This window comes from Streptomyces sp. NBC_01210, assembly GCF_036010325.1.
Classification (GTDB): domain Bacteria; phylum Actinomycetota; class Actinomycetes; order Streptomycetales; family Streptomycetaceae; genus Streptomyces.
The window spans coordinates 603,634-628,377 of record NZ_CP108549.1; the positions used below are offsets into that span (position 1 = coordinate 603,634).

Annotated in this window: 18 protein-coding genes; 9 read left to right on the plus strand and 9 right to left on the minus strand. The window is 70.7% G+C overall.

What is annotated here, in order from left to right; genetic code table 11:
- Positions 1 to 41: 41 nt before the first annotated feature.
- From OG735_RS02770 to OG735_RS02780, 3 genes are all read right to left on the minus strand, one after another.
- On the minus strand, positions 42 to 740 hold the full coding sequence (locus OG735_RS02770) for a TetR/AcrR family transcriptional regulator (RefSeq protein ID WP_327321512.1): 699 nt from the start codon (positions 738 to 740) through the stop codon (positions 42 to 44).
- Entirely contained in the window at positions 741 to 2,345 is a 1,605-nt protein-coding gene (locus OG735_RS02775) for an MFS transporter (RefSeq protein WP_327321513.1), read from the minus strand.
- Positions 2,346 to 2,472: 127 nt separating this feature from the next.
- On the minus strand, positions 2,473 to 3,213 hold the full coding sequence (locus OG735_RS02780) for a 4'-phosphopantetheinyl transferase family protein (RefSeq protein ID WP_327321514.1): 741 nt from the start codon (positions 3,211 to 3,213) through the stop codon (positions 2,473 to 2,475).
- Positions 3,214 to 3,496: 283 nt separating this feature from the next.
- On the opposite strand from OG735_RS02780, the gene OG735_RS02785 reads away from it, so the two are divergent.
- From OG735_RS02785 to OG735_RS02815, 7 genes are read left to right on the plus strand one after another with little or no spacing between them, the layout of a single operon-like run.
- Positions 3,497 to 5,296: a fatty acyl-AMP ligase gene (locus OG735_RS02785; RefSeq protein WP_327321515.1), complete on the plus strand. Its 1,800-nt coding sequence runs from the start codon at positions 3,497 to 3,499 to the stop codon at positions 5,294 to 5,296.
- Between the two features lie 32 nt (positions 5,297 to 5,328).
- Positions 5,329 to 5,646 (plus strand): acyl carrier protein, encoded by a 318-nt coding sequence (locus tag OG735_RS02790; RefSeq protein WP_327321516.1) that lies wholly within the window; start codon positions 5,329 to 5,331, stop codon positions 5,644 to 5,646.
- Positions 5,643 to 8,672 (plus strand): type I polyketide synthase, encoded by a 3,030-nt coding sequence (locus tag OG735_RS02795; RefSeq protein WP_327321517.1) that lies wholly within the window; start codon positions 5,643 to 5,645, stop codon positions 8,670 to 8,672. Before OG735_RS02790 ends, OG735_RS02795 begins: the two co-directional genes overlap by 4 nt.
- The gene (locus OG735_RS02800) at positions 8,669 to 9,691 is read left to right on the plus strand and encodes a 3-oxoacyl-ACP synthase III family protein (protein WP_327321518.1); all 1,023 of its coding nucleotides are present in this window, start codon (positions 8,669 to 8,671) and stop codon (positions 9,689 to 9,691) included. Before OG735_RS02795 ends, OG735_RS02800 begins: the two co-directional genes overlap by 4 nt.
- Positions 9,688 to 11,679: an HAD-IIIC family phosphatase gene (locus OG735_RS02805; RefSeq protein ID WP_327321519.1), complete on the plus strand. Its 1,992-nt coding sequence runs from the start codon at positions 9,688 to 9,690 to the stop codon at positions 11,677 to 11,679. Before OG735_RS02800 ends, OG735_RS02805 begins: the two co-directional genes overlap by 4 nt.
- On the plus strand, positions 11,676 to 11,915 hold the full coding sequence (locus OG735_RS02810; protein ID WP_327321520.1) for an acyl carrier protein: 240 nt from the start codon (positions 11,676 to 11,678) through the stop codon (positions 11,913 to 11,915). The genes OG735_RS02805 and OG735_RS02810 overlap by 4 nt, the downstream gene beginning before the upstream one ends.
- Entirely contained in the window at positions 11,912 to 12,721 is an 810-nt protein-coding gene (locus tag OG735_RS02815) for a thioesterase II family protein (RefSeq protein ID WP_327321521.1), read from the plus strand. Before OG735_RS02810 ends, OG735_RS02815 begins: the two co-directional genes overlap by 4 nt.
- Here OG735_RS02815 and OG735_RS02820 read toward each other — a convergent pair.
- The 4 genes from OG735_RS02820 to OG735_RS02835 form a co-directional block, all read right to left on the minus strand.
- Entirely contained in the window at positions 12,681 to 13,538 is an 858-nt protein-coding gene (locus tag OG735_RS02820; RefSeq protein WP_327321522.1) for an MBL fold metallo-hydrolase, read from the minus strand. The two genes, OG735_RS02815 and OG735_RS02820, sit on opposite strands and share 41 nt — an antisense overlap.
- Positions 13,539 to 13,601: 63 nt before the next feature.
- Complete coding sequence (locus OG735_RS02825) at positions 13,602 to 15,560, minus strand: AMP-binding protein (protein ID WP_327321523.1); 1,959 nt, start codon at positions 15,558 to 15,560, stop codon at positions 13,602 to 13,604.
- A complete protein-coding gene (locus OG735_RS02830) occupies positions 15,560 to 16,732 on the minus strand; it encodes a thiolase family protein (protein ID WP_327321524.1) in 1,173 nt (390 codons plus the stop codon). The genes OG735_RS02825 and OG735_RS02830 overlap by 1 nt, the downstream gene beginning before the upstream one ends.
- Positions 16,732 to 18,066 carry an MFS transporter gene (locus OG735_RS02835; protein ID WP_327321525.1) on the minus strand — a complete coding sequence of 445 codons (1,335 nt, stop codon included), beginning with the start codon at positions 18,064 to 18,066 and terminating at the stop codon, positions 16,732 to 16,734. Before OG735_RS02835 ends, OG735_RS02830 begins: the two co-directional genes overlap by 1 nt.
- A 170-nt stretch (positions 18,067 to 18,236) precedes the next feature.
- Here OG735_RS02835 and OG735_RS02840 point away from each other — a divergent pair, with 170 nt between their 5' ends.
- Both OG735_RS02840 and OG735_RS02845 read left to right on the plus strand, forming a co-directional pair.
- A complete protein-coding gene (locus tag OG735_RS02840; protein ID WP_327321526.1) occupies positions 18,237 to 18,854 on the plus strand; it encodes a TetR/AcrR family transcriptional regulator in 618 nt (205 codons plus the stop codon).
- 126 nt (positions 18,855 to 18,980) lie between these two features.
- Positions 18,981 to 19,277, plus strand: a complete 297-nt coding sequence (locus tag OG735_RS02845; RefSeq protein ID WP_327321527.1) for a hypothetical protein — start codon at positions 18,981 to 18,983, stop codon at positions 19,275 to 19,277.
- A 305-nt stretch (positions 19,278 to 19,582) separates the two neighbouring features.
- Here OG735_RS02845 and OG735_RS02850 read toward each other — a convergent pair whose 3' ends face one another.
- Positions 19,583 to 21,802 carry an NADP-dependent isocitrate dehydrogenase gene (locus OG735_RS02850; RefSeq protein WP_327321528.1) on the minus strand — a complete coding sequence of 740 codons (2,220 nt, stop codon included), beginning with the start codon at positions 21,800 to 21,802 and terminating at the stop codon, positions 19,583 to 19,585.
- A 98-nt stretch (positions 21,803 to 21,900) separates the two neighbouring features.
- A complete protein-coding gene (locus tag OG735_RS02855) occupies positions 21,901 to 24,306 on the minus strand; it encodes a SpoIIE family protein phosphatase (protein ID WP_327321529.1) in 2,406 nt (801 codons plus the stop codon).
- Positions 24,307 to 24,744: the final 438 nt, after the last annotated feature.

Consider the following 24,744-nt stretch of genomic DNA (forward strand, 5'->3'; position numbering starts at 1 on the left):
CGTACGGGGTGGCGCTGGTCCTTCGTGTCGGCGGCGGGTGCCTACCGGGGTTCCGGGCGAGTCCTCGTCCCGTTGAGGAAGGTGTCGACGATCGACTCGGCGAACGCGGCGGACTCCACCGGCCGCTGCCGGAGGATCAGCCGGGAGAGCATCGGTCCGGTGAGCAGCTCGATGGCCTGGTCCACGTCCAGGCCGGGACGCAGCTCTCCGCTGTCCATGCCTTCGCGCAACGCCCGGCGCATAGCGTCCCGCCGCGCGGCGACGACCGAGTTCTCGAACCGCTCCACCAGCTGCGGGCGGCGCACCGCCTCGCCGAGCAGTCCGGCGAGCAGCCGGTGCAGGTTGGTGTCCTGACCCCGGTTCCGGATCTGGTCGACCAGGCTCACCAGCTGGTCCCGCACCGAGAGTCCGTCCAGCGGGGGGATGGGAAGGTCGAGGCTGCTCAGGGCGGCGAGTACCAATTCCTCCTTGTTGCGCCAGCGGCGGTAGATGGTGGCGCGGGCGACCGAGGCCCGCTGCGCCACCAGGTCCATGGACAGTGCGCTGAAGCTGCACCCTTCGCCGAGCAGGCCGAGTGTGCTCTTCAGGATCGCCCGGTCCGCGGCGGGATCGCGCTGGCGACCGCCCCGGGCGGTGCGCACCGGAGCGGCATTCGGCTCGCGCCGGTCCCCCGACGCGGATGCGGGCCGGAGGCCGTCGGGCATATCGCCCTCGGCCTCCGGCTGAACGTGTGCCTCCATTCAGACCTCCGTGGTGTGGTCGGTTCTTACCGCTTCCTGGATGGTCGGGCGGTCCGCACTCCTGCGGGGAGGCAGGAACAGCAGGCTGACAAGGGCGCCGAGAAGGGTGGCTCCAGCGGCGACCAGAGCGGTGACATGCATGGCGGACACGAACGAGTCGACGGCCCCGGCCGCAAGCCCGGACCCGCGCGGGCCGAGCGAATCGGCGACGGTCAGCGTGCTTTCGACGGACTCCTCGGCCTTGTCGCGGACTGCGGCGGGCAGGTCCGCCAGCCGGTCGGCCATCTCGGAGCGGTAGACAGTGGACAGCACCGAGCCCAGCACGGCGACCCCGAGAGCGCCGCCGACCTGGCGGAACGTGGTGTTGACGGCCGAGCCGGTACCCGCTCTCTCCCGCGGCAGGGCGGACATGACGGCGGTCGTGGCGGGTGGCATCACGCACGCGATACCGACGCCCAGGACGAAGAAGACGGATTCGAGCAGCCACAGCTCGGTGTGCTCGTCGATGGTGGCGACGGTGAGAAACGCGAGTGTGGTCAACAGCATGCCGGTGACGCACACCGGGCGGATCCCGATCCGCTCGGCCGCGAGACTGGCCGGCGGGGAGAACGCCAACTGGGCCACGGCCAGGGGCAGCAGGCAGTATCCGGCCTCAAGCGGTGTCCATCCGCGCACACTCTGCAGATAGAAGACGAGGAAGAAGGTCGCACCGAGCAGTGCGAAGAACACAAGGCCGATGACGGATACGGCCGCCGAGAAACGCGGGACGCGGAAGAGGGCGATGTCCAGTGCGGGACGCCGGGTTCGCCGCTCCCAGGCGACGAAGACAGCCAGCACGGTGAGCCCGCCGAACACGGGCCCCCACACCTGGGCCTGCGCCCAGTCGTCCGATTCACCGCCCTTGATGACGCCGTACACCAGCAGGGTCAGGCCGACGACGGACAGGGCGACGCCGGCCGGGTCGAAGCCGCCGCGTCCCGGGTCCCTGGACTCGGGTACGACGACGAGGGCGGCGACGGTTCCTACCGCGACGATCGGGATGTTGATCAGGAAGACCGAGCCCCACCAGAAGTGTTCGAGGAGTGCGCCGCCGGCGATGGGCCCGATGGCGACGGCGAGGCCGGCCGCGCCGGCCCAGATGCCGACGGCCTTGGCGTGCTCCGCGGGTGGGAAGACGTTCATGATGATCGCCAGCGTCGCGGGCATCGCCAGCGCGCCGCCTACACCGAGTCCGGCCCGGGCGACGATCAGCTCGTCGGCGCTGCCCGCGTAGGCGGACCACAGCGAGCAGGCACCGAAGACGACGAGCCCGGCCACCAGCGTGCGCTTGCGGCCCCAGCGGTCGGCGAGCACACCGGTGGTGAAGAGCAGCGCGGCGAAGACGAGCGTGTAGGAGTCGACCAACCACTGCAGCTCGCTCTGCGAGGCGCCCAGGCCGACGGATTCGGGCTGAGCCAGCGTCTTCAGCGCCACGCTCAGTATTGATGTGTCGAGGACCACGAGCAGGAGGCTGACGAGCAGCACGCCCAGGACCCACCAGCGGCGGGCGTCGGGGACGGGGACGGGGACCTGCTCGGCGGTACGGAGTCGGGGCTGTGTTGTCACGGTTTCCGCTCCTCGCAAGAAGAGGGTGCTGCGTGAACTGCCGTCTGGTTCCTTGCAGTTCGACGCTAGGCCCGACTCTCCATCGAGTCAATGCCGTATCGAAACAACGTTGACTCGTATCTGGCCATCAGAGACCGGCCCCCGGTCCGACCGCACATGCGACAACGAAGTGCCGGGCGACGACACCGCTTTGGAAGTGCCAGTCCGGTGCCGCCCGAGAGCGCCAGAGAGTTGTGTCCCGGCCGACCCGGCGCGGCTGAAAATGCACACGCGAGAAGTCCAGCCCCAACCCGATGCCCAGGGCCTTCGCATACGCCTCTTTGAGCGTCCACAGCCGTACGAGCATGCGATTGCGCTCGGCGTACGGGAGCAGCCGCAGCGCGGCGAGCTCCTCCGGGTGGCAGACCTTCTCCGGCAGCCCCGGCGTGAGCAGCAACCGGTCCTGGGCCTCCACGTCCACGCCGATCCGGAACGTGCCTGAGACACCGACCACCAGGAGACCGGCGGTGTGGCTGATGCCCCCGTCGAAGCCCGCCGGCTCGATGACGCCGGGGCGCCCGCGTGCGCCCCGCCCCAGCACCACACCCGCAGGATCGACGCCACCCGCAGCGGCGATCGCCTGACGCAGCAGCAACCGGGACCCGAACAGCCGTGCCCGTAACGTGGGTTCACGCGTCGCCTGATACCTCGGCCAGTCCGCACCGAGCAGTTCGCGTGCCGGTGTGCACGGAGCGGACGCCCAGTCGGCCAGTCGTCCGTGACACACCGCGTACCCCTCGCGCCGCACGTTCTCGCTGACGGCACCCCAGGGCCCTGAATCGGGGAGGAGAGGGCCGACCGAGAAGGACGCCGCACCTGGTTCCACCACAACCGCGTCCTCCTGTCGTTCCCCACGGTCTCCGCCTCGACGGCATCACACCCGTGCGGCACCGCGTGCCACCACACGACGTACACAAGCGCGTACCCACTGTTCTAGCGCCTCCGGGCGACGCAGTCCTGGAAACACCGGACCTGCGACGTGCACATCAAGCGCGCCTTTACGACTCCTTTTCACCGCCCACCAAAGATGGAGGAACCAGGGTGGCACTTGGTGCCGCCTGGCCCGTATCCCGTACCGGCGGAGCAACCGCCGGCGAGCGACAGGGGAAGAGATGCGCAGGACCTTGACGGACGCCGTACGCGCCGGCGTGGAACAACACCCCGAGCGGGCCGCGTTCGTGTACCTGCACGAAGACGGCCGGAAGATGCGGCCCGAGCGGCTCACATACAGGGAACTGGACCGCCGGGCCCGCTTGGTGGCCAGCCGGCTGCGCGAAGCTTCCCAGGGCGACGACTCACGCCCGGTACTGCTGCTCTACCCGCCCACACTGGACTTCGTCACCGCGTTCCTCGGCTGCTTCTATGCCGGGCGCACGGCCATCCCCGCACCGCTCCCCGACGAGCCGGGTGAGCGGCTCGCCCGGGTGACGGGCATCCTGCGGGACGCCTCGGCGAGCGCGGTACTGACGCTTCCCGAGCACCGGCAGGCCCTCGCCGCCTGGCTGGCCGCCTCCGAAGAACGCGATGTGGTGTGCCTCGCGGCCGGCGGCGACGACCCCACAGAGCCCGACGCCTGGTTCTCGCCGCAGGTACGGGACGAGGACGTGGCCTTCCTGCAGTACAGCTCGGGCTCCACCAGTGAGCCCAAGGGAGTCATGGTCACGCACGCCAATCTGGCTGCCAACCAGGAGGCCATCCAGCGGGCCATGGACACCAGAAAGGGCGTCGTCACCGGCAGCTGGCTGCCGCTCTACCACGACATGGGCCTCATCGGGATGACCCTGCACCCCCTGTGGATGGGCGGCACGAGCGTCCAGATGTCACCCATCTCGTTCATCAAGCAGCCGCACCGCTGGCTGCGCATGATTCACGACTACCGGGTCGAGGGCACCGCCTCACCCAACTTCGGCTACGAGCTGTGCACCCGCCGGGTCACCGAGGAACAGTCCGCCGGGCTCGACCTGTCCACCCTGCGCGTGGCACTCAACGGGGCCGAGCCGGTGCGCGCCGGCACCATCCGCGCCTTCAGCGCGCGCTTCGCCACCAACAGACTGCGCCCCCAGGCCATGCTCCCCTGCTATGGGCTGGCAGAGAACACACTGCTGGTCTCCGGCGGCGACACCGCCGGGCCGCACATCGAACTGAGCGTGGACGCCCAGGGTCTGGAGAAGGACGAGCTACAGCCCGCACAACCCGGCCGGGCGACCAGAACCCTGGTCGGCTGCGGCCGCCCGAAGGGCACCGAGGTCCTCATCGTGGACCCGATGACCCTCGAGGCACTGCCGGACGGCCGGGTCGGCGAGATCTGGCTGCACGGCCCCTCGGTGGCCGCCGGCTACTGGAACCGCCCCCAGGAGACCGCCGAGTCCTTCCAGGCGTCGACCGCGGACGGTCGCTCGGGGTACTTCCGCACCGGCGACCTCGGCGCCCTGCTCGGCGGGGAGTTGTACGTCACCGGGCGGATCAAGGAGATGCTCATCCACCACGGCCGCAACCTCTACCCGCAGGACATCGAGAATGCCGTGCAGGACTCGGGGCCCGCGTTCCGCCGTGGCGGCGGCGCCGTGTTCACCGTCTTGGACGAAGAGGCCGAGCGCGCCCATGTGGTGGTCGTGCAGGAGATCCGCCCGCGCACCTACGACGAGCCGGACCTGCCGGGACTCGCCGCGTCGGTACGGGAGTTGGTGAGCCGCGAGTTCCAGCTGCCCGCCGCGAGCGTGGTGCTGGTGCGACCCGGTGTGATCCGCAAGACCACCAGCGGCAAGACACAGCGCACCCTCATGAGGCAGCTCTTCCTCGACGGAGCCCTGCCCGTCCTGCACCAGCGCCTGGAACGACCGGTCGTGGCTCTGATCGACGGCGGCGCCGACAACACCCCGGAGTCCGCCCCGCTGGCCGCCCCCGGTCGCTGAGACCACCCGGACCCCCAAGGGAGAGGTACGCCATGCACATCGCCCCCGAAACCCGCCCCGAGAATCTGGACATCGCGTTGTCCGGCCTGACCGCTCCGGACCTCGAGCAGTGGCTCACCGACCGCGTTGCCTTCCATCTGCACCGGTCCGCCGATGAGATCGACCCGACCACACCGCTCGCCGACTACGGCATCGACTCGGTCGCGGCGATCGGCATCTGCGGCGAGATCGAGGAGCGGCATCGGCTGCCGGTCTCCCCGACCATCGCCTATGACTTCCCCACGGTCCGCGCGATCAGTACGCATCTCGCCGAACGCCTCGCCGACGGTAGCGGCGGAGGGGCGTCATGACCGACCGCGAACCGGTCGCGGTCGTCGGCCTCGACTGCCGCTTTCCGGGTGCCCGCGACCCGAAGGAGTTCTGGGAGCTCCTGATGGGGGGCCGGGACGGTACCCGCCGCGTCCCGGAACAGCGCTGGGACGCCGACCGCTACCACATGGCGCCCCCGACCAGTCCCGCCAGTACGTCCGAGGCCCGGCCGCCCGGCCGCAGCAACACCGTACGCGGTGGCTTCATCGACGATCCGGACGCCTTCGATCCACAGTTCTTCGGGATCTCACCACGCGAGGCGGCCGCCATGGACCCGCAGCAGCGGCTGCTGCTGCAGTGCTCCTGGCGCGCCATCGAGGATGCGGCGGTCGCCCCCGAGGACCTGGCCGGCACCGGAACCGGAGTGTTCGTCGGAGTCATGGCCAACGAATGGGCGTATCTGCAACTCTCGGACTACGACAGGATCACCGCCCGCTACGGTTCCGGCAACGGCTACTTCATGGGCGCCAACCGGGTCTCGTACCACCTCGACCTCAAGGGCCCCAGCCTGGCGGTGGACACGGCCTGCTCCTCGTCGCTCGTCGCCGTCCATCTCGCGGCAGGCGCACTGCGCGCGGGCGACTGCGACTACGCCCTGGCAGCGGGCACCAACCTGATCATGACGCCCGTCATCAACATCTTCTACGCCCAGGCCGGCCTCTCCGCGCCGGACGGACGATGCAAGCCCTTCAGCGCATCGGCCGACGGAATCGGACGGGCCGAGGGCATCGCGGTGCTGGTGCTGCGCCGGCTCAGCGACGCCTTGGCCGACCGCCAGCCGGTGTACGCCGTGCTGAGTGGGAGCGGGGTCAACCAGGACGGGCGCAGCAATGGGATCACCGCCCCCAATCGCTGGGCTCAGCAGCAACTCATCGAGGGCGTCTGGCAGTCGGCCGGGGTCACCGCGGACGACATCCGCTTCATCGAGGCGCACGGCACCGGCACCCTGCTCGGCGACATGATGGAGGCGCAGGCGCTCGGTCACTTTGCCGGTGACCGCCGCGCCGGGAGCATCGCGCTGGGTTCGGTCAAGAGCAACTTCGGGCATGCCGAGGGAGCGGCCGGGATCGCCGGGATCCTCAAGACCGCGCTCGCTCTGCATCACCGGACTGTGCCCCCCAGCCGCTTCGCCGACGACGAGAACCCCGAACTCCAGCTGGCCGAGCGGCGGCTTTCGCTGCTCAAGTCCCCGCTGCGGCTTCCGTCCGGCACCGTGCACGCCGCCGTCAGCAGCTTCGGCATCGGCGGCACCAACGCGCACGCGGTGCTGTCCTCGGCGCCTCGAGCGGTACACCGGTCCGGCGACAGGGCGCCGGGAGTGTTCACCGTGTCCGCCCGTTCCGCACGGCAACTGCGCCCCAACCTGCTGGCCCAGGCCGAGGCTCTGGCGCGCCTCCCCGAGGACCGGCTGGCGCAGCTGTGCTGGACCAGCAACCGGGTCAAGTCCCGGCTGCCGCACCGGGTGGCCGTCGCCGCGGCGGGCCTGACCGAACTGGTGGCGGGGCTGCGCGACGCGGCGGAGCGCTCCGAGGGCGGCGGGCCGGCCGGCGGCGCGCGGCGGACGGTACCCGCGGTGGCGTTCGCCTTCACCGGTCAGGGCGCGCAGCACCCCCGTATGGCCGCCTCCTGGTACACCGAGTCCCCCGTCTACGCACGGCTGCTGGACGAGATCGACAAGATTCTCGCCGGCCATCTCGGGCTGTCGGTGCGCGACGCCGTACTCGACGGCGACCCGGGCATCGACCGTACGGGCCTGGCCCAGCCCGCGCTGTTCGCGGTGGAGTACGCGATGGCCGGCACCCTCGTCGAGGCCGGGATCAGACCCTCGTTCGTCATCGGACACAGCGTCGGCGAGTTCGCCGCCGCGTGCACGGCCGGCGCGCTCGATCCCGGGGACGCCGCCAGGCTGGTCGCGCGCCGGGGCGCCCTGATGGAAGCACTCCCCGACGGGGGCGGCATGCTCTCGGTGCCGCTGGGCGCGACCGGTGTAGAGGCGCTGCTGGGCGAGGATGCGCGGCTGTGTGTTGCCGCGCTCAACGGCCCGGACAGCACGGTGGTCGCCGGCGATGTGGCCGAACTGGACGCGCTACGCGCCGCGTTGGCCGACCGCGGTATGGCCTCGCGTCCGCTGGCCGTCTCGCACGCCTTCCACTCGCCGCTGATGCGGCCCGTCGTGGCGGAGTTCCGCCGCACGGCAGACGTGCCGGTGCGCCGGCCCACAGTGCCGTACTTCTCCACCGTGTACGGGCGCCGCACGGCCGATGACGAGACCCTGGACGCGGACTACTGGACGGAACAGATCACCGCGCCGGTACGGTTCGCCGAGGCCGCGACCGGGTTGTTCGCCGCCGGAGCCACCCACATCGTGGAGATCGGCCCGCGCGCCGCCCTCACTCCGCTGCTCGCGCGCCTCAAGCCGGACACCGGCCGCCCGGTGAGCTGCCACGCCGCCCACCCCGGGCACCGCGCGCCGGGGCACCGGCTGTACCAGCTGCTCGGGGAACTGTGGTGTGCCGGGCTCACCCCCGACTGGGACGCGCTGTACCAGGAGGCGGACCGGGTGCCGCGCCGGCTGCCGCCGTATCTCTTCGACGACACCTTCCGCGCCTGGCGCTCCGCCGACGCACCAGAACTGCCCGTGTCCACTTCCCTCGCCACGGACGCGGCAGCCGCGGTACCGCCGACGGCGGACCGTGGAGAATCGTGCCCGCCGACCCGTGCCGGTGAACCCCCGCACCTCGTCTCCGAGGTGACGCACCGTCTGATCTGCCAGGTCGGCGGGCACGAACCGCCCCAGGTGCACGGCCGTTCACGCCTGCACGAAGACCTCGGCTTCGACTCGATCCAGGTGATGGAGCTCAAGACCCGTATCGAGAACGAGCTGCCCCGGCTCGGCAGTCTCCCGATCGAGGAGCTGCTCGCCAGTCTGGAGACCGTGGGCGACCTCACCCGCTATCTGCACGACCGTCTGCTGACACCGTCCATACCGGAAGGAAGGCACTCATGACCGTCCCCACCGCGCACCTGGTCTCGGTCGGCACCTGTCTGCCGGGCGAACCGGTGGACAACGCGACACTGGCAAAACTCGTCGGCGTCGACGAGGGGTGGGCCGAGATGTTCATCGGCAACACCAGCAGGTACTTCGCCGTCGACCTGGCGACCGGTCACGTCCGGCACAGCCTCGCCGATATCGCGGCGACCGCCGGGGACCGGGCCCTGACGGAAGCGGGGCTGGAACCGGGGGACATCGACTGCATCGTCATGGGCACAGCCACCCCGGACCAGCTGATGCCCGCCACCGTGAACCTCGTGGCGGACCGTCTGGGCATCGACAACGTCCCCACCTACCAGCTCCAGTCCGGCTGTGCCGGGGCAGTTCAGGCACTCGACGTGGCCCGCACCCTGCTGCTCGCCGGGCGCTGCGCGACCGTGCTGGTGATCGGCGGCGATGTGTGCGCCAAACACCTGGAGACGGACTTCGACCCCGGCTCCCGTACCTCCGCCGAACTCGTCAACTATGTGCTCTTCGGCGACGGAGCAGGTGCCGCGGTGCTCAGCGCAGAGCCCCTCGGCCACGGCATCGAGATCCGCCAGGTGCTCAATCGGCTGGTGGGCCTCGGCAAGAAGCCGGGTCAGGTCATCGACTGGTTCGGCCTCGGAGACCGGCACAGCGACCGGACGGTGATCTCCGAGGACTACAAGGCCATCGAAGCGGCCGTGCCCGGCCTGGCATCGCAGATGTTCTGGGAACTCCTCGACGACCTGGGCTGGGCGGCCGAGCAGGTGGACTACCTGCTCCCGCCCCAGCTCTCCGGCCGGATGAGCGACCGTATCTCCGCGGAGATGCCCGCCCCGGACGCCCGGCGCATCAACGTCGTACGCACCGTCGGCAACAACGGCAACGCCCTGCCGTTCCTCCAGCTCGCCGAGCTGACCGAGCAGTGGCAGGGCCCCGGACGCGCCGTCGCGGTCGCTGTCGAGTCCAGCAAGTGGATCAAGTCCGGCATCGCCCTGGAGCGCACATGACCACCACGGAACGCACCGCGGCAGACACCACGGCCCGCACCGCGACCCACACCACGCCTCGCACCGCGGTCACCGCCGCGGGCGACAGCGGCACCTGGCGGGATCCCGGGGCGCTGCGCACTCTGCGCAGCACGTACGCCGCCGGCCGGCTGGAGGCCGAGTACGGATCGGTCCGTGCCCTGCTCACCCGCTTGCCGGAGAGCGATCTGCCTGCGGCGGGCCAGCTGCTGGCCCGTCTCGACCGCGAGGCGGTCGCACGGCTCCACCCGGACCTGCCGGTGGTCACCGTCGCCGTCACCGGCCAGTCCACGGTCGCACCGCTCGTCGGCCCGCTCACCGCTCAACTCGCCCGGCACGGGCTGCTGCTCGACCCGGTGGTCTCCCCCTACGGCTCGTATCTGCTGGACCTGCTGGGGCCCGCACGGTCCGGCGACGGCGCCCGGCAGTCCCTGCTCACCCTGTGCCTCCTCGACCCGCATACGGTCTTCGAGCAGGTGCCCGTGCCCTGGCGGGTCGAGGACGTCGAGGCTGCGGCCCGGGACAGACTGGCTCTCCTCGGCAAGGCAGTGAACACCCACCAGGACTGCGGCCGGGGGCTCTTGGTACTCAACACCGTGCCGCTGCTGCACCACCACGCCCACCAACTGGTCGATCTGCGCTCCCGGGCCCGGCTGGGCGCCGTGTGGCGCGAGTTCAACAGCGGGCTGCTCGCCCTCGCCCAGGAGCATCCCGGCGTGGTCGTCGTCGACCTCGACCCGCTGGTGAGCCTGGGCACGCCCGCGTACGAGCCACGCACCGGCCTGTACGCCAAGGCCAGGCTGGCCGAGGGGCTGCTCTCGGGCTACGCGAGGGAGGTCGGCCATCTCGTCCTGGGCCGCCTGGGCAGGACTCGTAAATGCCTGGTGCTGGACCTGGACGGCACACTGTGGGGCGGAGTGCTCGGTGAGGAGGGCCCGGACGGCATCGAGCTCGGCGCCGGGTTCCGCGGGGAGGCCTTCCTGGAGTTCCAGCGGGTGCTCGCCCAGCTCGGCTCGCAGGGCGTGCTGCTCGCCGTGAGCAGCAAGAACGACGCGGGCGCGGTGCGCGAGGTACTGCGCGACCATCCTTCGATGCTGCTGCGCGAGGACGACTTCGTCTGTGTCAACGCCAACTGGTCGGCCAAGCACGACAACCTGCGGGACATCTCCGAGCGGCTGGGCCTTGGCCTTGACAGCTTCGTCTTCGTCGACGACAGCCTCTTCGAGTGCGGTCTGGTCAGGGAGCAGCTGCCCGAGGTCGCCGTGGTCCACGTCGACCAGGAGCCGGCCCTGCATGCGTCCGCGCTGCTCGCCGACGGCTGGTTCGACCTGCCCCAGCTCACCGAGGAGGACCGCGAACGGACGGGCCGCTATCGTACGGAGGCCCGGCGGCAGGAGTTCCGCGAGGACATCGGCTCCTACCAGGACTACCTGGACGGGCTCGGAATCGAGGTCACCGTGCGGCCGGCGGACCCGTCGGAGGCCCCGCGGGTTTCCCAACTCACTCTGCGCACCAACCAGTTCCACCTCGCAACCGCGCGCATGCAGGTTCCGCAGGTGCTTCAGTGGGCCGGACTCCCGGGCCACAGCGCGCTCGTGGTCTCCGCCCGCGACCGGTTCGGCGACCACGGGCTCGTCGGTGCGGTGTTCCTGCGCCGCGACGCGGAGCAGCTGCGCATCGACAACTTCGTGCTGAGTTGCAGGGTCTTCTCCCGGGGCATCGAGAGCGGATGCCTGAGTGCGGTGCTCGATCATGCCCGCGCCACCGGCGCCCGCCTCACAACGGGCCGCTATCTGCCCACGCCCAGGAACGCCGCCTTCGCCTCCTTCTACACCGACCACGGCTTCACCCCCGCCGGGCCGGACCCGTACAACCCCGCAGTCGCCTTCTTCCACCACGACCTGCGCGACATCGCCCCCGTACCCGCCCATCTGCGCCTGCACACTGCCTTCGAGGGAGACCGGACATGACCACCGCCATCGCTGACACCGCGGCGTTCTGCACCCTCCTGGAGGAGGAGCTCGGCCTGCACATCACGCCGGAGGACCTCGACCGCCCCCTGGACGACGTTCCCGAATGGGACTCGGTGCACCTGCTGCGCCTGGTCACCGTCGTGGAGAGCCTCACGGGCCGGCCCGTCCCGGTGGCCGGGCTGTTGGAGGCCATCACCTTCCGGGAGATGTACGACGTGGTGGTCCGCGCATGACGACCACCGTCTCGACGCCGACGGCCTGCCTGGTCCGGGCGCCCCGGGAGAACGCCCGGCTGCGGCTGTTCTGCTTCCACCACGCGGGTGGCGGGGCCTCGTTCTTCGCCCCCTGGCCTGCCCGGGTGGCGCCCGAAATCGACGTCCTGCCGGTGCAGTTGCCCGGGCGCGAGTCACGCTTCCGCGAGCCCCGCTTCCGCGATGCCGGGACGCTGGCCGAGGCCCTCGAGCGCGAACTCGCCCCCTGGCTGGACCGGCCGTACGCCGTCTACGGACACAGCATGGGCGCCCTGGTGGCCTTCGCGCTGGCGGCAGCCCGGATGCGGGGCGGGGGCCGGGCGCCGCTGATGCTGTTCGTCGGCGCCTACGGTGCCCCGCACCTCACTCCGCCGCTGCCGCCGGCCGACCGGTACGAGGACGTGGAACTCGCCCGTTTCCTGGTGGACATCGGAGGGCTCAGCCCACAGTTCCTCGGCCGGGACGACTGGCTGCGGGCCCTGCTGCCCATCATCCGGGACGACTTGCGGATCTGTGCCAGTCACCGGCGGGCGGGGCTTCCTGATCCGGACGACGAGGAGGCGCGGCTGCCGCTCGACATCCATGCCTTCGCGGGTGAGGACGACCGGCTCGTTGACCCGGGCGCCGTGTGGTTGTGGGAGCGGTACGCCCAGCGCTTCCGGATGTCCACTGTGCCGGGCGGCCACTTCTTCCCGCGCGAGGAGCCCGGACCGTTCTTCGACGTACTCAACCGCTCGCTGACCGAGCTCATCGCGGATCCGGGCGGACGACACGGGGAACCTGTGTAATCCGGCGTGTTATCTCCTCGGCGTTCTTCTCGTACCTCGGGCGCTGGTCGTGGATGCCGGGCATGACCCACAGCGGGCGTGCCGAACCGTCCGCGAAGACGAGCCCGTCGGCGTCGGGCCGCAGCCCCGTCACCGTCAGCGCGAACGGCTCGAGGTAGTCGATCTCATTGTCGGCGGTGAGGCGGAAGGGGCGGTCGTGGCCGGGGTAGATGACATCCGCCAGATCGATGACCCGTTCGATGCTGCGTGATGCCTGCTCGGCGTCCCAGAAGACGAGGGGGTTGCGGCGCGTCTGGGCAACGTAGGCGAAGTGCAGTGCGTCGCCGGTGATCGCGCTCCGCCCGGCATCGGTGTCCACCAGCACCCCGATGCTGCCGGGCGAATGCCCCGGCAGCCCGACAGCGGTGACACCGGGGATGATGTCCTCCCCGTCCGCGACCTCGCGGACGGGTAGTTGTTCGAGCAGCAGTCCGGTCCACGCGGGGGTGGCCCAGTCGTTGGTGTGCGGCGTGTGGGCGTACCGCCGCTCGTCGCTGTGGATCAGCAGGGTCGCCTGTGGGAACAGATCGATGTTCTGTACGTGGTCCCAGTGGGCGTGCGTGAGCACCACGGTGTCGATGTCCGCCGCCGTGAGCCCGCGGGCGGCGAGCGCGTCCCACAGGTGGGGGCGCCGTCCGACATGCGCGGCGTCGACGAGTATGTTCCGGTTCCGCCCCGCGGCGTCGGTTCCGCGGACCAGGAAGACTCCGCAGAAGGCGGGATAGCCCTGGTCGGTGTCGATGGCGAAGCCGGGCAGGAGAATGTCGATCGTCGGCATGGAACTCCCTTGTCGCTGGCTGCTGTCGGTGGTCTGCGGGCTGTGGTCGGGCAGTGGTCCGGGTCACTGGTCCGGCGCGTCGGGGACGACGGAGCGCAGTGCTTCGAGGCTCCGGGGATTGCCGAGGGTGGACAGGTCGCCGGGCGGATCGCCGGTGACACAGTCGCGGATCAGGCGCCGCATCACCTTTCCGGTACGGGTCCTGGGCAGGGCGGGAAGTGCAATCACTCGGCCGGGCCGGAAGGCGTGCCCGAGCGCGTCGGCCACGCGCTCACGGATCCGGTCTGCGTCCGCCGCGGCAAGCGGGCCGCGCGAGGGGACCACGAAGCACCAGAGGACTTCCCCCTTGACGCGGTGCGGCACCCCGACGGCTGCGGCCTCGGCCACTGCCGGGTCCCCGAGGACGGCCTCTTCGACCTCGGCCGGCCCGAGCCGCTTGCCTGCCACCTTGATGACGTCGTCCAGCCGGCCGTGCAGGAACCACTCCTCGCCGACGCGGGAGGCGAGGTCGCCGTGGGACCAGCGGCCGGGCCGCCGGCTGAAGTACGTATGGGCGAAACGCTCCGGCGCCCGCCACAGTCCGCGGGTCATCCCCGGCCAGGCTCGCCGGACCATCAACTCGCCCAGTTCTCCCGCGGCGACCTCGGTGCCGTCGGCGTCGACGACGGCGGCATCGATGCCCAAGCAGGGGCCGGCGAAGCTGCAGGGCGACTGGGGCACGGTGGGCGAGGAGGCCAGGAGCGACCCACCGACCTCCGTACCTCCGCTGATATTGATCACGGGGCAGCGCCGGCCGCCGAATTCCGCGAAATACCACTGCCAGGCATCCTCGGTCCAGGGTTCCCCGGTGGAGCCGAGAATCCTCAGCCGGGTGGGGGCGGGCGGGGCAGCCGGGGCGGGGTCTCGCGTCATCAGCGTCCGCGACAGACTGGGCGAGCTCCCGAATACCGTGACCCGGTGATCGTCCAGCAGCCGCCACAGCCGGGCAGGGTCCGGATGGTCGATCGCGCCTTCGTACGCCAGGACGCAGGCGCCCGCGAGGGTGCAGCCGACGGCGACAAGCGGAAACATGATCCAGCCGGGGTCGGTGACCCAGAAGGCCACATCGTCCGGGCGGACGTCGAGGTTGTAGCGGACTTCCGAGCCGACCTGCAACGGAAAGCCGCCGTGGGTATGGACCGCACCCTTGGGCCGTCCGGTGGTGCCGGAGGTGTGCATGAGGAGGAAGGGGGCGCTGCCGGGGAGCGAGACGGTCGCGGCGGGCTCCGCCGCGACCATCCGGTCCCAGCTCGTGGCCGCCGGACGGGCCGATGACGTGTCGTCCGTCGACCCGCGCGTCAACTCCTCGGTGACGACGACGAGATGATGTACTGCGGGCACCTTCTCCGCCGCTGCACGGGCGAGCGACTCCATGTCGTGCCGAGTGCCGCGCCGGGTCGTGGCAGCAGCAGTGACGAGCACCTGCGCCTCGGCGTCGGCCAGCCGTACGGCGAGCGCCTCGGAGCCGAAGCCGGAGAACATCGGCACCAGTACGGCTCCGATGCGGGCGCAGGCGAAGAGCAGCACGAAGGCCTCGGGACCGGGCGGCAGAAATGCCGCCACCCGGTCCCCCACCCCCACCCCGAGACCGCGCAGCCCGGTGGCGACCCGGGCGCTCAGCTGCGCCACCTCGCCGTAGCCGAGCCGGCCGCCGGACCCGTCCTCGCGCTCCCAGCGCAACGCGACGGCGTCACCACGGCCCTCCCGCACATGGCGTTCGAGGCAGGAGTCGACGAGATTCGTGCGGCCGCCCGGGAACCAGCGGGTGGCGGCGATACCACCGCGGTCGTCGCAGGTGCGCAGCGGCGGTTCGTGCCAGACGATGCCGATGTCACGCGCGGCGTGGGACCAGTACCACTCCGGATCGGCGACGGAACGGCCGTGCAGCTCACGGTATCCGTCGATGCGGTGGGCGCGGCAGAACGCGGCAACATTGCTGTGCTCGGTCAACTCGCGGCCCGGGAACCAGACATACTCGCCCATCAGACACTCCCCGGATTCTCGATCAGCGCGGCGATGCCCTGGCCACCTCCGATGCACATGGCGATCACGGCGAACCGCCCGCCGGTGCGGCGCAGTTCGTGCGCGGCCTTGAGCAGCAGGATCGTGCCCGTGGCGCCGATGGGGTGTCCGAGCGCGATCGCCCCGCCGTTCGGATTGACCCGGTCGGGCTCGAGCTTGAGGTCGTCCATCACGGCAAGGACCTGGGCGGCGAAGGCCTCGTTGAGCTCGATCACCTGGACGTCGTCGAGGAGGAGGCCGGTGCGCTGCAGCAGTTTCCTGATGGCCTCGGCGGGCGCGAATCCCATGATCTCCGGTTCGAGCGCAGTGACGACCGTGTCGCGCAGCCAGCACAAGGGGGCGGTTCCATGGGGGAGATCGGCACCGCGCATCAGCACCACGGCGGCGGCACCGTCGTTGAGCCCCGCCGAGTTCCCCGCAGTGACCGTGCCGTCATCGGTGAACGCGGGAGCGAGCGCCGCGAGTTTCTGCAGGGTGGTGCCGGGGCGCGGGTGTTCGTCCTGCTCGACAGCGCCGTCCGGAGTGATCACGTGCACGATCTGGTCGGCGAACCGCCCGTCCGCAAGGGCCGCGGCGGCGCGGCGCTGACTCTCGGCGGCCCAACGGTCCTGGCGCTCCCGGGAGATGGAGAACAGTCCCGCCACGCGCTCACCCGTCATACCCATCGGAGCATGCGCGAACGGGTCGGTGACCAGCGAGACGGTGCCGTCGATCCGGTGCTGCCCGAAGAGTTCGTCGGGGGCCCGCTCGCTGTAGTCGAGCAGCGGCTGGCGGGTCATCGACTCGTTGCCACCGGCCACGATGATCTCGGCCTCGCCCAGGGCGAGAGTCTGCGCGGCGGACCAGACGGCCTGGATGCCGGACCCGCACAGCCGGTTGACGTTGTACGCGCGGACGTGGACCGGCAGTCCGGCGGCGAGTGCCGCGCGCCGGGCGTTGAACGCGTCCGGCCCCACCTGTCCCACACAGCCCAGGACCACTTCGTCGACGGCGTACAGTTCGACGCCGGCGCGCACGATCGCTTCCTGGATCACCACGGCACCGAGCCGGTGCGCGGGGACCGAACGCAGCGCGCCCCGGTACCGCCCCACCGGCGTACGGGCCCCCTGGACAACGGCGATGTCGGACAGCATCAGATATCACTCCTTCGCTGGGTACCCAGCAACAGGGCGTCCCGGTCGGGCCGTACCAGGAGCATCGAGATCACACCGCCGGCGATCAGCAGCCAGGCCGCGACATCGAAGGCCCGGCCGTACCCGAGCGCTTCACTCGGCGCCGCATCGATGATCCGGCCGGTGACGTACGGCGCGAGCAGACTGGAGAGGGCGGCGAGCGCGTACGACAGCCCCAGGGCGGCGCTGCGTCGTCCGGGCGGGCAGATGTCCGCGATGGCCGAGTTGGTCAGCGGTGTCTGCCCGTTGCCGGCGGAGAAGGCCACCACCAGCGGCAGCAGAAGGGCGCCGGGCCCCACGCGGGTGGTCAGCAGCAGGCAGGCCCCGGCGAGCAGCGGCAGCAGTGCGCCGAGCAGGCCCTGGGCGACCCGGGCGGTGGTGCCCCGGCGCAGCAGCCGCTGGGCGGCGATTCCGGCTGTGAGGACAAGGACGGCCATCGACAGTGCGGGCAGCCCGAGGATCCCGCTGATCTCCGCGTCGCTGAATCCCGCCTGTTCCTCCAGGAACAGCGGCAGCCAGGCGAATCCGAGGGCCAGGGTCCACATCACCGTGAAGGCGGAGAACGTGGCCCCGAGCCAGGTGCCAGTGGTGACGATGCGCCGGAAGGGCGCCTCGCCGGCGGCCGCGCCCGGTACAGCAACGGACAAGGCATCCCCGACCGGGGCGGTGGCGTCCACCCGTGCGGCGTACGGTCCGCTTCCGCCGAGCCGCAGCCAGGCGATCACCCAGAGGATCCCGATCCCGCCCAGCAGACCGAAGGAGGCGCGCCACCCGAGGGTGTTGCTGACCAGGATGACAAGGGGGGCGGCCACAATGGTGCCGCCCGCGCCCCCGGCGACGACCACGGCGGAGGGCAGCGACCGCTCCTTGCCCGGAAACCAGGTGAACGCTGTGTAGTTGGCCAGCGGATACCCCGGCCCCTCGCCCGCGCCGAGCACCACACGGGTGGCGACGAGTGCGCCGAAGCCCGCCGCCGGCAGCAGGATCGGGAGCTGCGCGGCGGCCCAGATCAGCGCGAGTGCGGCGAGCAGCGGCCGGGCACGGATCCGGTCGCCAAGGAAGCCGACCGCGACGGCCGAGACACTGAACAGCAGGTAGAAGCTGCTGGCGACGGTACCGAACTCGGTTGCAGTGAGACCGAGATCGTCCCTGATGGGGTCCGCGGTGAGGCCGAGTACGGCCTTGTCCGCGGCGTTGATCACGATGAAGAGCGCCAGCACGACCAGGACGGTGCGGGCGCGTCGGCGGGTGCCGTCGGCCGTGCTGCCGGGGTGCACTTCGGTTTCGAGTCCCATCACACGGCCAGTCGCTCGTCCTGCCAGTCGGAGAACGCCTTGTCGTCGAAAAGGAACGTCATCAGAACCCCTCCCAGCGGAACGGAACGGCACCGTTCCGGAGCATTGCGCGGAACGTACACCGGGAATTGGCGGAACGCAACCGTTCCGTTCCGTGCTAATCTCCGATCATGGACACAAGCCCTGCCGGCGATCTCGTCCGCCCTGCCACCGGCGCCGCACTCCTGCGGGAGTCCGTGACCGAGACGATCCGACGGGCCATGTTCGAGGAGCTGGCGGAGACCGGGTATGCCCGTATGTCCATGGAAGCCGTGACCCGCCGCGCGGGCGTCGGCAAGGCCGCGCTCTACCGCCGCTGGCCTTCCAAAGAGGCGATGGTGGTGGACCTTGTGTCCGAGATGGCCGCCGAACACATCCCCACCACGACGGACTCGGGGTCGCTGAGTGGCGATGTCGAGAGGTTCGTCAGGGAGACCATGGAAGCGCTGCGGCATCCGCTGGTGGGCCGGATCATCCCTGATCTGCTGGCCGAGTCGGCTCGCAAAAGTACCTTGCACGAGGCCCTTCATCAGGCGGTCCTCGAGCCCCGTCGCGCAGCCGTCGCGACGCTCCTGCGCCGGGCGACGGAGCGTGGCGAACTGCCGCCCGACATCGACACGAGCCTCGCCATCGACCTCTTCGGCGCCCCGCTGTACTTCCGCATGCTGGCCGTCGGCGGGCCGACGGACGCCGGCTATGTCGCACGCCTCGTCAAGGCCATCGTGGCGGCCATCACCGCCGGCCGCTGACCGCGCCCAGCCAGAGCCCCGCAGTTGCGGGAGTTCCGGAATTGGTCGGCTGCCGGGCCGTCGCGCCCTCGCAGCCCAGCGCGGCAACGAGTCGCGCATGCGAGGCGGCAGTGTGACGCTGGGAGGATGAGCTGGGCATCGTGGACGACTACCGGAGTGTTCTCAGGGCGCGGAGGGGTGCTCACGGACGAGGTCGGCGTGGTGACCGGGGACCTCACCGTGCATACCACCTGGGCGGATGGTGAAGCACGGGTCGCTGTGCAGTTCAGCGGGGCATCGGACTGGTTCACGATGTCGGGCAGTCCGACGTCCTGCCCTTCCGAGAGCGACAGCCGCACACTCCATGACGCCGTGGTGCAAGCCGTGCGGGACGGTGGCGCTGCCACCGTTCCGTGTCTGCCGCCCCAGACCTCGGTGCAGTGACGCCCTGTCCGCGACCTGGTGGTCGTGGGGATCAGCAACTCGGCGGCCGGTCGTGGGTGTTCTGGTGACCGGCCGCGCGAGCTCCTTGGCGCGGCCCACGGATGAGGAAGCGAAGGGCGCGATGCGGACGACGGGCCGGACAGACGGGACCGCCCCGGCCGGACAGAAGTGCCGGCCGGGGCGGAACAGGTGCGGACGGAGGACGGGTGCCTCCGCGGCGAAGGCTCTTGTCGGGCTTCAGCCCAACGATCGCCGCATGGGCAGTGGCAAGACCCGGGCACCCTCACCCGTCCGCAGCCATCGCGTCAGCCGAGGATCGCGAGGGCCTGGTTGAAGGTCGCCGACGGACGCATGACCGCCGAGGCCTTGGACGCGTCGGGCTGGTAGTAGCCACCGATGTCGGCCGGCGAACCCTGCACCGCGATCAGCTCGTCGACGATGGTCTGCTCCTGCTCGCCCAGCGTCTTGGCGAGGGCGGCGAACGCCTCCGCGAGCTGGGCGTCGTCGGTCTGCTTCGCCAGCTCCTGCGCCCAGTAGAGCGCCAGGTAGAAGTGGCTCCCGCGGTTGTCGATGCCACCAAGCCGACGGCTGGGCGACTTGTTCTCGTTGAGGAAGGCGCCGGTGGCACGGTCGAGCGTGTCGGCGAGCACCTGAGCGCGCGCGTTGCCCGTCGTCTGCGCGAGGTGCTCGAAGCTGACCGCGAGCGCGAGGAACTCGCCCAGGCTGTCCCAGCGCAGGTAGTTCTCCTTGACGAGCTGCTGGACGTGCTTGGGCGCGGAGCCGCCGGCGCCGGTCTCGAACAGTCCGCCACCGTTCATGAGCGGGACGACGGAGAGCATCTTCGCGCTCGTGCCGAGCTCAAGGATCGGGAACAGGTCGGTCAGATAGTCGCGCAGCACGTTGCCGGTGACCGAGATCGTGTCCTCGCCGCGGCGGATGCGCTCCAGGGAGAACGCGGTCGCGTCGACCGGCGACAAGATCTCGATCCGCAGCCCGTCGGTGTCGTGCTCGGCGAGGTAGGTCTTGACCTTCTCAATGAGGACCGCGTCGTGCGCGCGGCCCTCGTCGAGCCAGAACACCGCCGGGTCGCCGGTCGCGCGGGCGCGGGTGACGGCGAGCTTGACCCAGTCCTGGATCGGCAGGTCCTTGGTCTGGCACATGCGGAAGATGTCGCCGGCGCCCACGGTCTGCTCGAGCACGACGTTGCCACCACCGTCGACGACCCGCACCGTTCCCGTGGCGGGGATCTCGAAGGTCTTGTCGTGGCTGCCGTACTCCTCGGCCTTCTGCGCCATGAGGCCGACGTTGGGCACCGAGCCCATCGTCGACGGGTCGAAGGCGCCGTTCGCGCGGCAGTCGTCGATGACGACCTGGTAGATGCCGGCGTAGCTGCTGTCGGGGAGAACCGCGAGGGTGTCGGCCTCCTGGCCGTCCGGGCCCCACATGTGACCGGAGGTGCGGATCATGGCCGGCATGGAGGCGTCGACGATGACATCGCTCGGTACGTGCAGATTGGTGATGCCCCGGTCGGAGTCGACCATCGCCAGGGCCGGGCCCTCAGCGAGCTCGGCCTCGAAGGACGCCTTGATCGCCGCGCCCTCGGGCAGCGACTCCAGGCCCTTGAGGATGCCACCGAGCCCGTCGTTCGGGCTCAGTCCGGCCGCGGCGAGCGCCGCGCCGTGCTCGGCGAACGTCTTCGGGAAGAAGGCCCGTACTACGTGACCGAAGATGATCGGGTCGGAGACCTTCATCATCGTGGCCTTCAGGTGCACCGAGAACAGGACGCCCTCGGCCTTGGCTCGCGCGACCTGCGCGGTGAAGAACTCACGCAGCGCCGCCACCCGCATCACCGACGCGTCCACGACCTCGCCCGCCAGCACGGGCACCGACTCGCGCAGGACGGTGGTGGTGCCGTCGTCCCCCGCCAGCTCGATGCGCAGTGAGCCGTCCTCGGCGATGACCGCGGACTTCTCGGTGGAGCGGAAGTCGTCGGCGTCCATGTGCGCGACGTTCGTCTTCGAGTCGGAGACCCACGCACCCATCCGGTGCGGGTGCGCCTTGGCGTAGTTCTTCACCGACGCCGGGGCACGGCGGTCGGAGTTGCCCTCACGCAGCACCGGGTTGACGGCACTGCCCTTGACCTTGTCGTAACGCGCGCGGACGTCGCGGTCCTCGTCGGACTTCGGGTCGTCCGGGTAGTCCGGCAGCGCGTAGCCCTGCTGCTGCAGCTCAGCGATCGCCGCCTTCAGCTGCGGGATCGAAGCCGAGATGTTCGGCAGCTTGATGATGTTCGCGCCGGGCGTCTTGGCCAGCTCGCCGAGCTCGGCGAGGGCGTCGTCGACCCGCTGGCCCTCTTCCAGGCGCTCGGGGAAGCTGGCGATAATGCGCCCCGCGAGCGAGATGTCACGCGTCTCCACAGTGACCCCGGCCGTCGAGGCGTAGGCCTGGACCACAGGCAAGAACGAATGGGTCGCCAGGGCCGGGGCCTCGTCAGTGTGCGTATAGATGATGGTCGAGTCAGTCACCGGGTGCTCCGCTCCACGTCTGCAACATTGCTCGACATCAAGATATCTCGTGACCGCACCCCTCTCGACAGGGCCCTGGCCTACCCGCACACCCCCGGTCAGAGCTCGCGCCGTGGCAGGACGGCCTCCGCCCACACCTGCTTCCCGCCGCCGAGCGGCACGGAGCCGTACGACGCCGACACCGCCTCGACGAGGAGGATCCCCCGGCCACCGGTCGCCTCCCAGTCCATACTCGCCGGTTTGACGGGCGCGCGCGGCGACGAGTCGCTCACCGCCACCCTCAGCCGCTCCCCCGTGAATGTGAGGTCGAGGCGTACCTGACCCTGGGTGTGCACCAGGGCATTGGTGACCAGCTCGGAGGCGATCAGCAGGATCGCGTCACGCTCTTCCGTCACGTCCCAGGAGCGCAGTGTGCGGGAGGTGAAGCGGCGCGCGTGCGCGACGGCGTCGGGCAGCCTCCACACCGTCCAGGTCGCCCGGAGCGGCCGAACCCCTATCCCGTCGTAGCGCAGGAGCATCAGGGCCACATCGTCGTCGCGCCGGTTGACGCCGCCGAGCAGTTCGTCGGCCATCCGCCCGGCATCGGACGGATCGGCGGTGGAGAGTGCGTCGCAGACCCGGCGCAGGCCGTCGTCCAGGTGAAGGCTCGACGACTCGACCAGGCCGTCCGTCAGCAGCGCGAGAACCGCGCCCGGGACCAGTGCGACCGTGGTCATCGGGAACTCTGCCTCCGCCACCACGCCCAGCGGCGGCCCACCCTCGATCTCCACCTCGCCCGTACCGCCGCCCGGGATACGAAGCAACGGCGGGAGATGCCCCGCCCGGACGCACCAGGCGGTGCCCTCCTCCATGTCGATGGCGACATAGCAGCAGGTGGCGAAGAGGTCGGTCTCCATGCCGACGAGCAGGCGATTGGCGCGGGAGACGACCACGTCGGGCGGATGGCCCTCCACGGCATAGGCCCTGATCGCCGTGCGCATCTGGCCCATGATCGTCGCGGCACCCGCGTTGTGCCCCTGCACATCCCCGACGACCAGCGCCACATGGTTCTCGGAGAGCGGGATCACGTCGTACCAGTCGCCGCCCACCGCCAGTCCCACCGTCGCCGGCAGATAGCGGGCGACGGCCACCGCGCCGGACAGCTGCGGGAGCTTGCGGGGCAGCAGGCTGCGCTGGAGCATCGTGGCGAGCTCGTGCTCGGCGTCGAGCGCACGGGCGCGCACCAGGGCCTGTCCCACCAGGCCCGCGGTCGCGGTGAGCAGGTACCGCTCCTCGGGGCCGAACGCGTGCGGCTCGTCCCATCCGACCAGGCACGCGCCGACAACCCGGCCTTCGGCCGGGAGCGGCAGAACGGCGAGACCACCGGGGCCCACGCCCCTGAGGCCCGGTTCAAGGGTGGAACCCGCCGTCCACAGGCTCATGCGGCCCTCGCGCACCGCGGCCTCCAGCGTGGGCAGCGCGCCCGCGGGCGCATCGGGCCACTCGGACCGCCAATTGGACCGCCAGAGCCCCGGCCAGGCATCGGGTTCCGGTGGATCGAGGACTGTGACCACCAACCGGTCGCCCTCCAGCTCGGCGAGAGCCACCCGATCTGCTTCCAGCGGGTCGCGCAGGGCGACGACCACCGCCCTGCTGACGTCCCGGACGGTCATCGCACCGGCCAGCGCGACGGACAGTCGCTGCACCCTGGAGACCTCGTCGGCGGTGGGCCGCAGATGCGAGGCGTCGGCGACCACTCCGAGCACCCGCTCCGGTTTGCCTTCGCTGTCCGCCAGCACCCGGTACCGCAGGCGCAGCCAGCGCAGCTCGCCGGTGGGGCGGCGGATGCGGAACTCGAGCTCCCGGCCACCGGAGGTTATGTGGCCCGGCTCGACGACGGACATCAGCGCGGGCAGATCGTCGGGGACGGTGTGCGCCAGCAGCGTCTCCAGACGTCCGTCGAAGTCGTCCCGCGGGATGTCGACCAGGTTGAGCACCCGGGCGTCCACGTCGATCCGCCCCGTACTCAGGATCAGGGTGAACGAGCCGACGCAGAAGCGGTCCAGGGCGGGGCCCAGCAGCGGCCGGGGCCCCGTGCGGCCGACGCGGGGGTCAGGTTCACCGCCTGCTTCGAGCCATGCGGTGACCTGGTCGGCGTAGAGCTCCAGAAAGTTGCGCCGGTCGGCGTCGAAGCCGTCCGCGACGTCGTCCACGACAACCAGACAGCCCAGCGGAATGCCGTTCGCACCGAGCGGTAGTGCGCCCAGCGAGATGTTGGCGGGCAGGATCTCCGGGGGGTTCTCGCCGTAGGCGGCGATCCCCGCCGCGTTCAGCCACAGGGGGCGGCCGGTGTGGAAGGCGTCCGCCACCGGAGAACGACCGGAGAGGGGATAGCTGGGCGACAGCCCGTACAGGGCGCCGGACCCTCCCGCCGACTCCGCAAGCTCCAGACTGTCGTTCCTCTTGCCCAGCACATAGACAGCGGCCAGCACCGCCCCACCGAAGACCCGGATCCGCTCTCTCACAGTCCCCAGCGCCCCAGTCGCCGGGAGCGGACACGCTTCGCCCCGCCCACGAGGTGCATCCGTGGGCTCGGTGGCTCCATCGCCGGACGTCTCATCTTCCCTCGCATCCGACCGGTCTTCGCAGAGCGAGCCGCCCTCCGAGGAGGCACACCCACCTCGTCACGCATCTGGGACCCGTCACTTCCACCCTAGGGAAGGCGGGCGCCGCGTGCGGGCTTCTACGTGTGTTCCGCAGCTCTGGTCTCGTGCGACCGGGCGCCCGCCCTGTTCCACAGCGGTCCGGCCGACGCCAGGGCCGCAGCAGGTTTGTGGCAGACTGGCGCGAAGCGGGCGCCGGCGGCGGACCCGGTCCGCTTCGACGACGACTGTGCCTCGAGCGTGCTCGAGAACGGTGCGGCGGTCTCCGTGGTGTGGCTGGTTCCCGTCGGGGGCGCCGAA

Bases quoted from the DNA above. Each gene is read 5' to 3' on its own strand.
- OG735_RS02830 (WP_327321524.1), bottom strand. From the start codon at position 16,732: ATGCTGTCCGACATCGCCGTTGTCCAGGGGGCCCGTACGCCGGTGGGG.
- OG735_RS02840 (WP_327321526.1), top strand. From the start codon at position 18,237: ATGGACACAAGCCCTGCCGGCGATCTCGTCCGCCCTGCCACCGGCGCC.
- OG735_RS02790 (WP_327321516.1), top strand. From the start codon at position 5,329: ATGCACATCGCCCCCGAAACCCGCCCCGAGAATCTGGACATCGCGTTG.
- OG735_RS02770 (WP_327321512.1), bottom strand. From the start codon at position 740: ATGGAGGCACACGTTCAGCCGGAGGCCGAGGGCGATATGCCCGACGGC.
- OG735_RS02845 (WP_327321527.1), top strand. From the start codon at position 18,981: ATGAGCTGGGCATCGTGGACGACTACCGGAGTGTTCTCAGGGCGCGGA.
- OG735_RS02800 (WP_327321518.1), top strand. From the start codon at position 8,669: ATGACCGTCCCCACCGCGCACCTGGTCTCGGTCGGCACCTGTCTGCCG.
- OG735_RS02785 (WP_327321515.1), top strand. From the start codon at position 3,497: ATGCGCAGGACCTTGACGGACGCCGTACGCGCCGGCGTGGAACAACAC.
- OG735_RS02795 (WP_327321517.1), top strand. From the start codon at position 5,643: ATGACCGACCGCGAACCGGTCGCGGTCGTCGGCCTCGACTGCCGCTTT.
- OG735_RS02820 (WP_327321522.1), bottom strand. From the start codon at position 13,538: ATGCCGACGATCGACATTCTCCTGCCCGGCTTCGCCATCGACACCGAC.
- OG735_RS02825 (WP_327321523.1), bottom strand. From the start codon at position 15,560: ATGGGCGAGTATGTCTGGTTCCCGGGCCGCGAGTTGACCGAGCACAGC.
- OG735_RS02835 (WP_327321525.1), bottom strand. From the start codon at position 18,066: ATGGGACTCGAAACCGAAGTGCACCCCGGCAGCACGGCCGACGGCACC.
- OG735_RS02815 (WP_327321521.1), top strand. From the start codon at position 11,912: ATGACGACCACCGTCTCGACGCCGACGGCCTGCCTGGTCCGGGCGCCC.
- OG735_RS02805 (WP_327321519.1), top strand. From the start codon at position 9,688: ATGACCACCACGGAACGCACCGCGGCAGACACCACGGCCCGCACCGCG.
- OG735_RS02810 (WP_327321520.1), top strand. From the start codon at position 11,676: ATGACCACCGCCATCGCTGACACCGCGGCGTTCTGCACCCTCCTGGAG.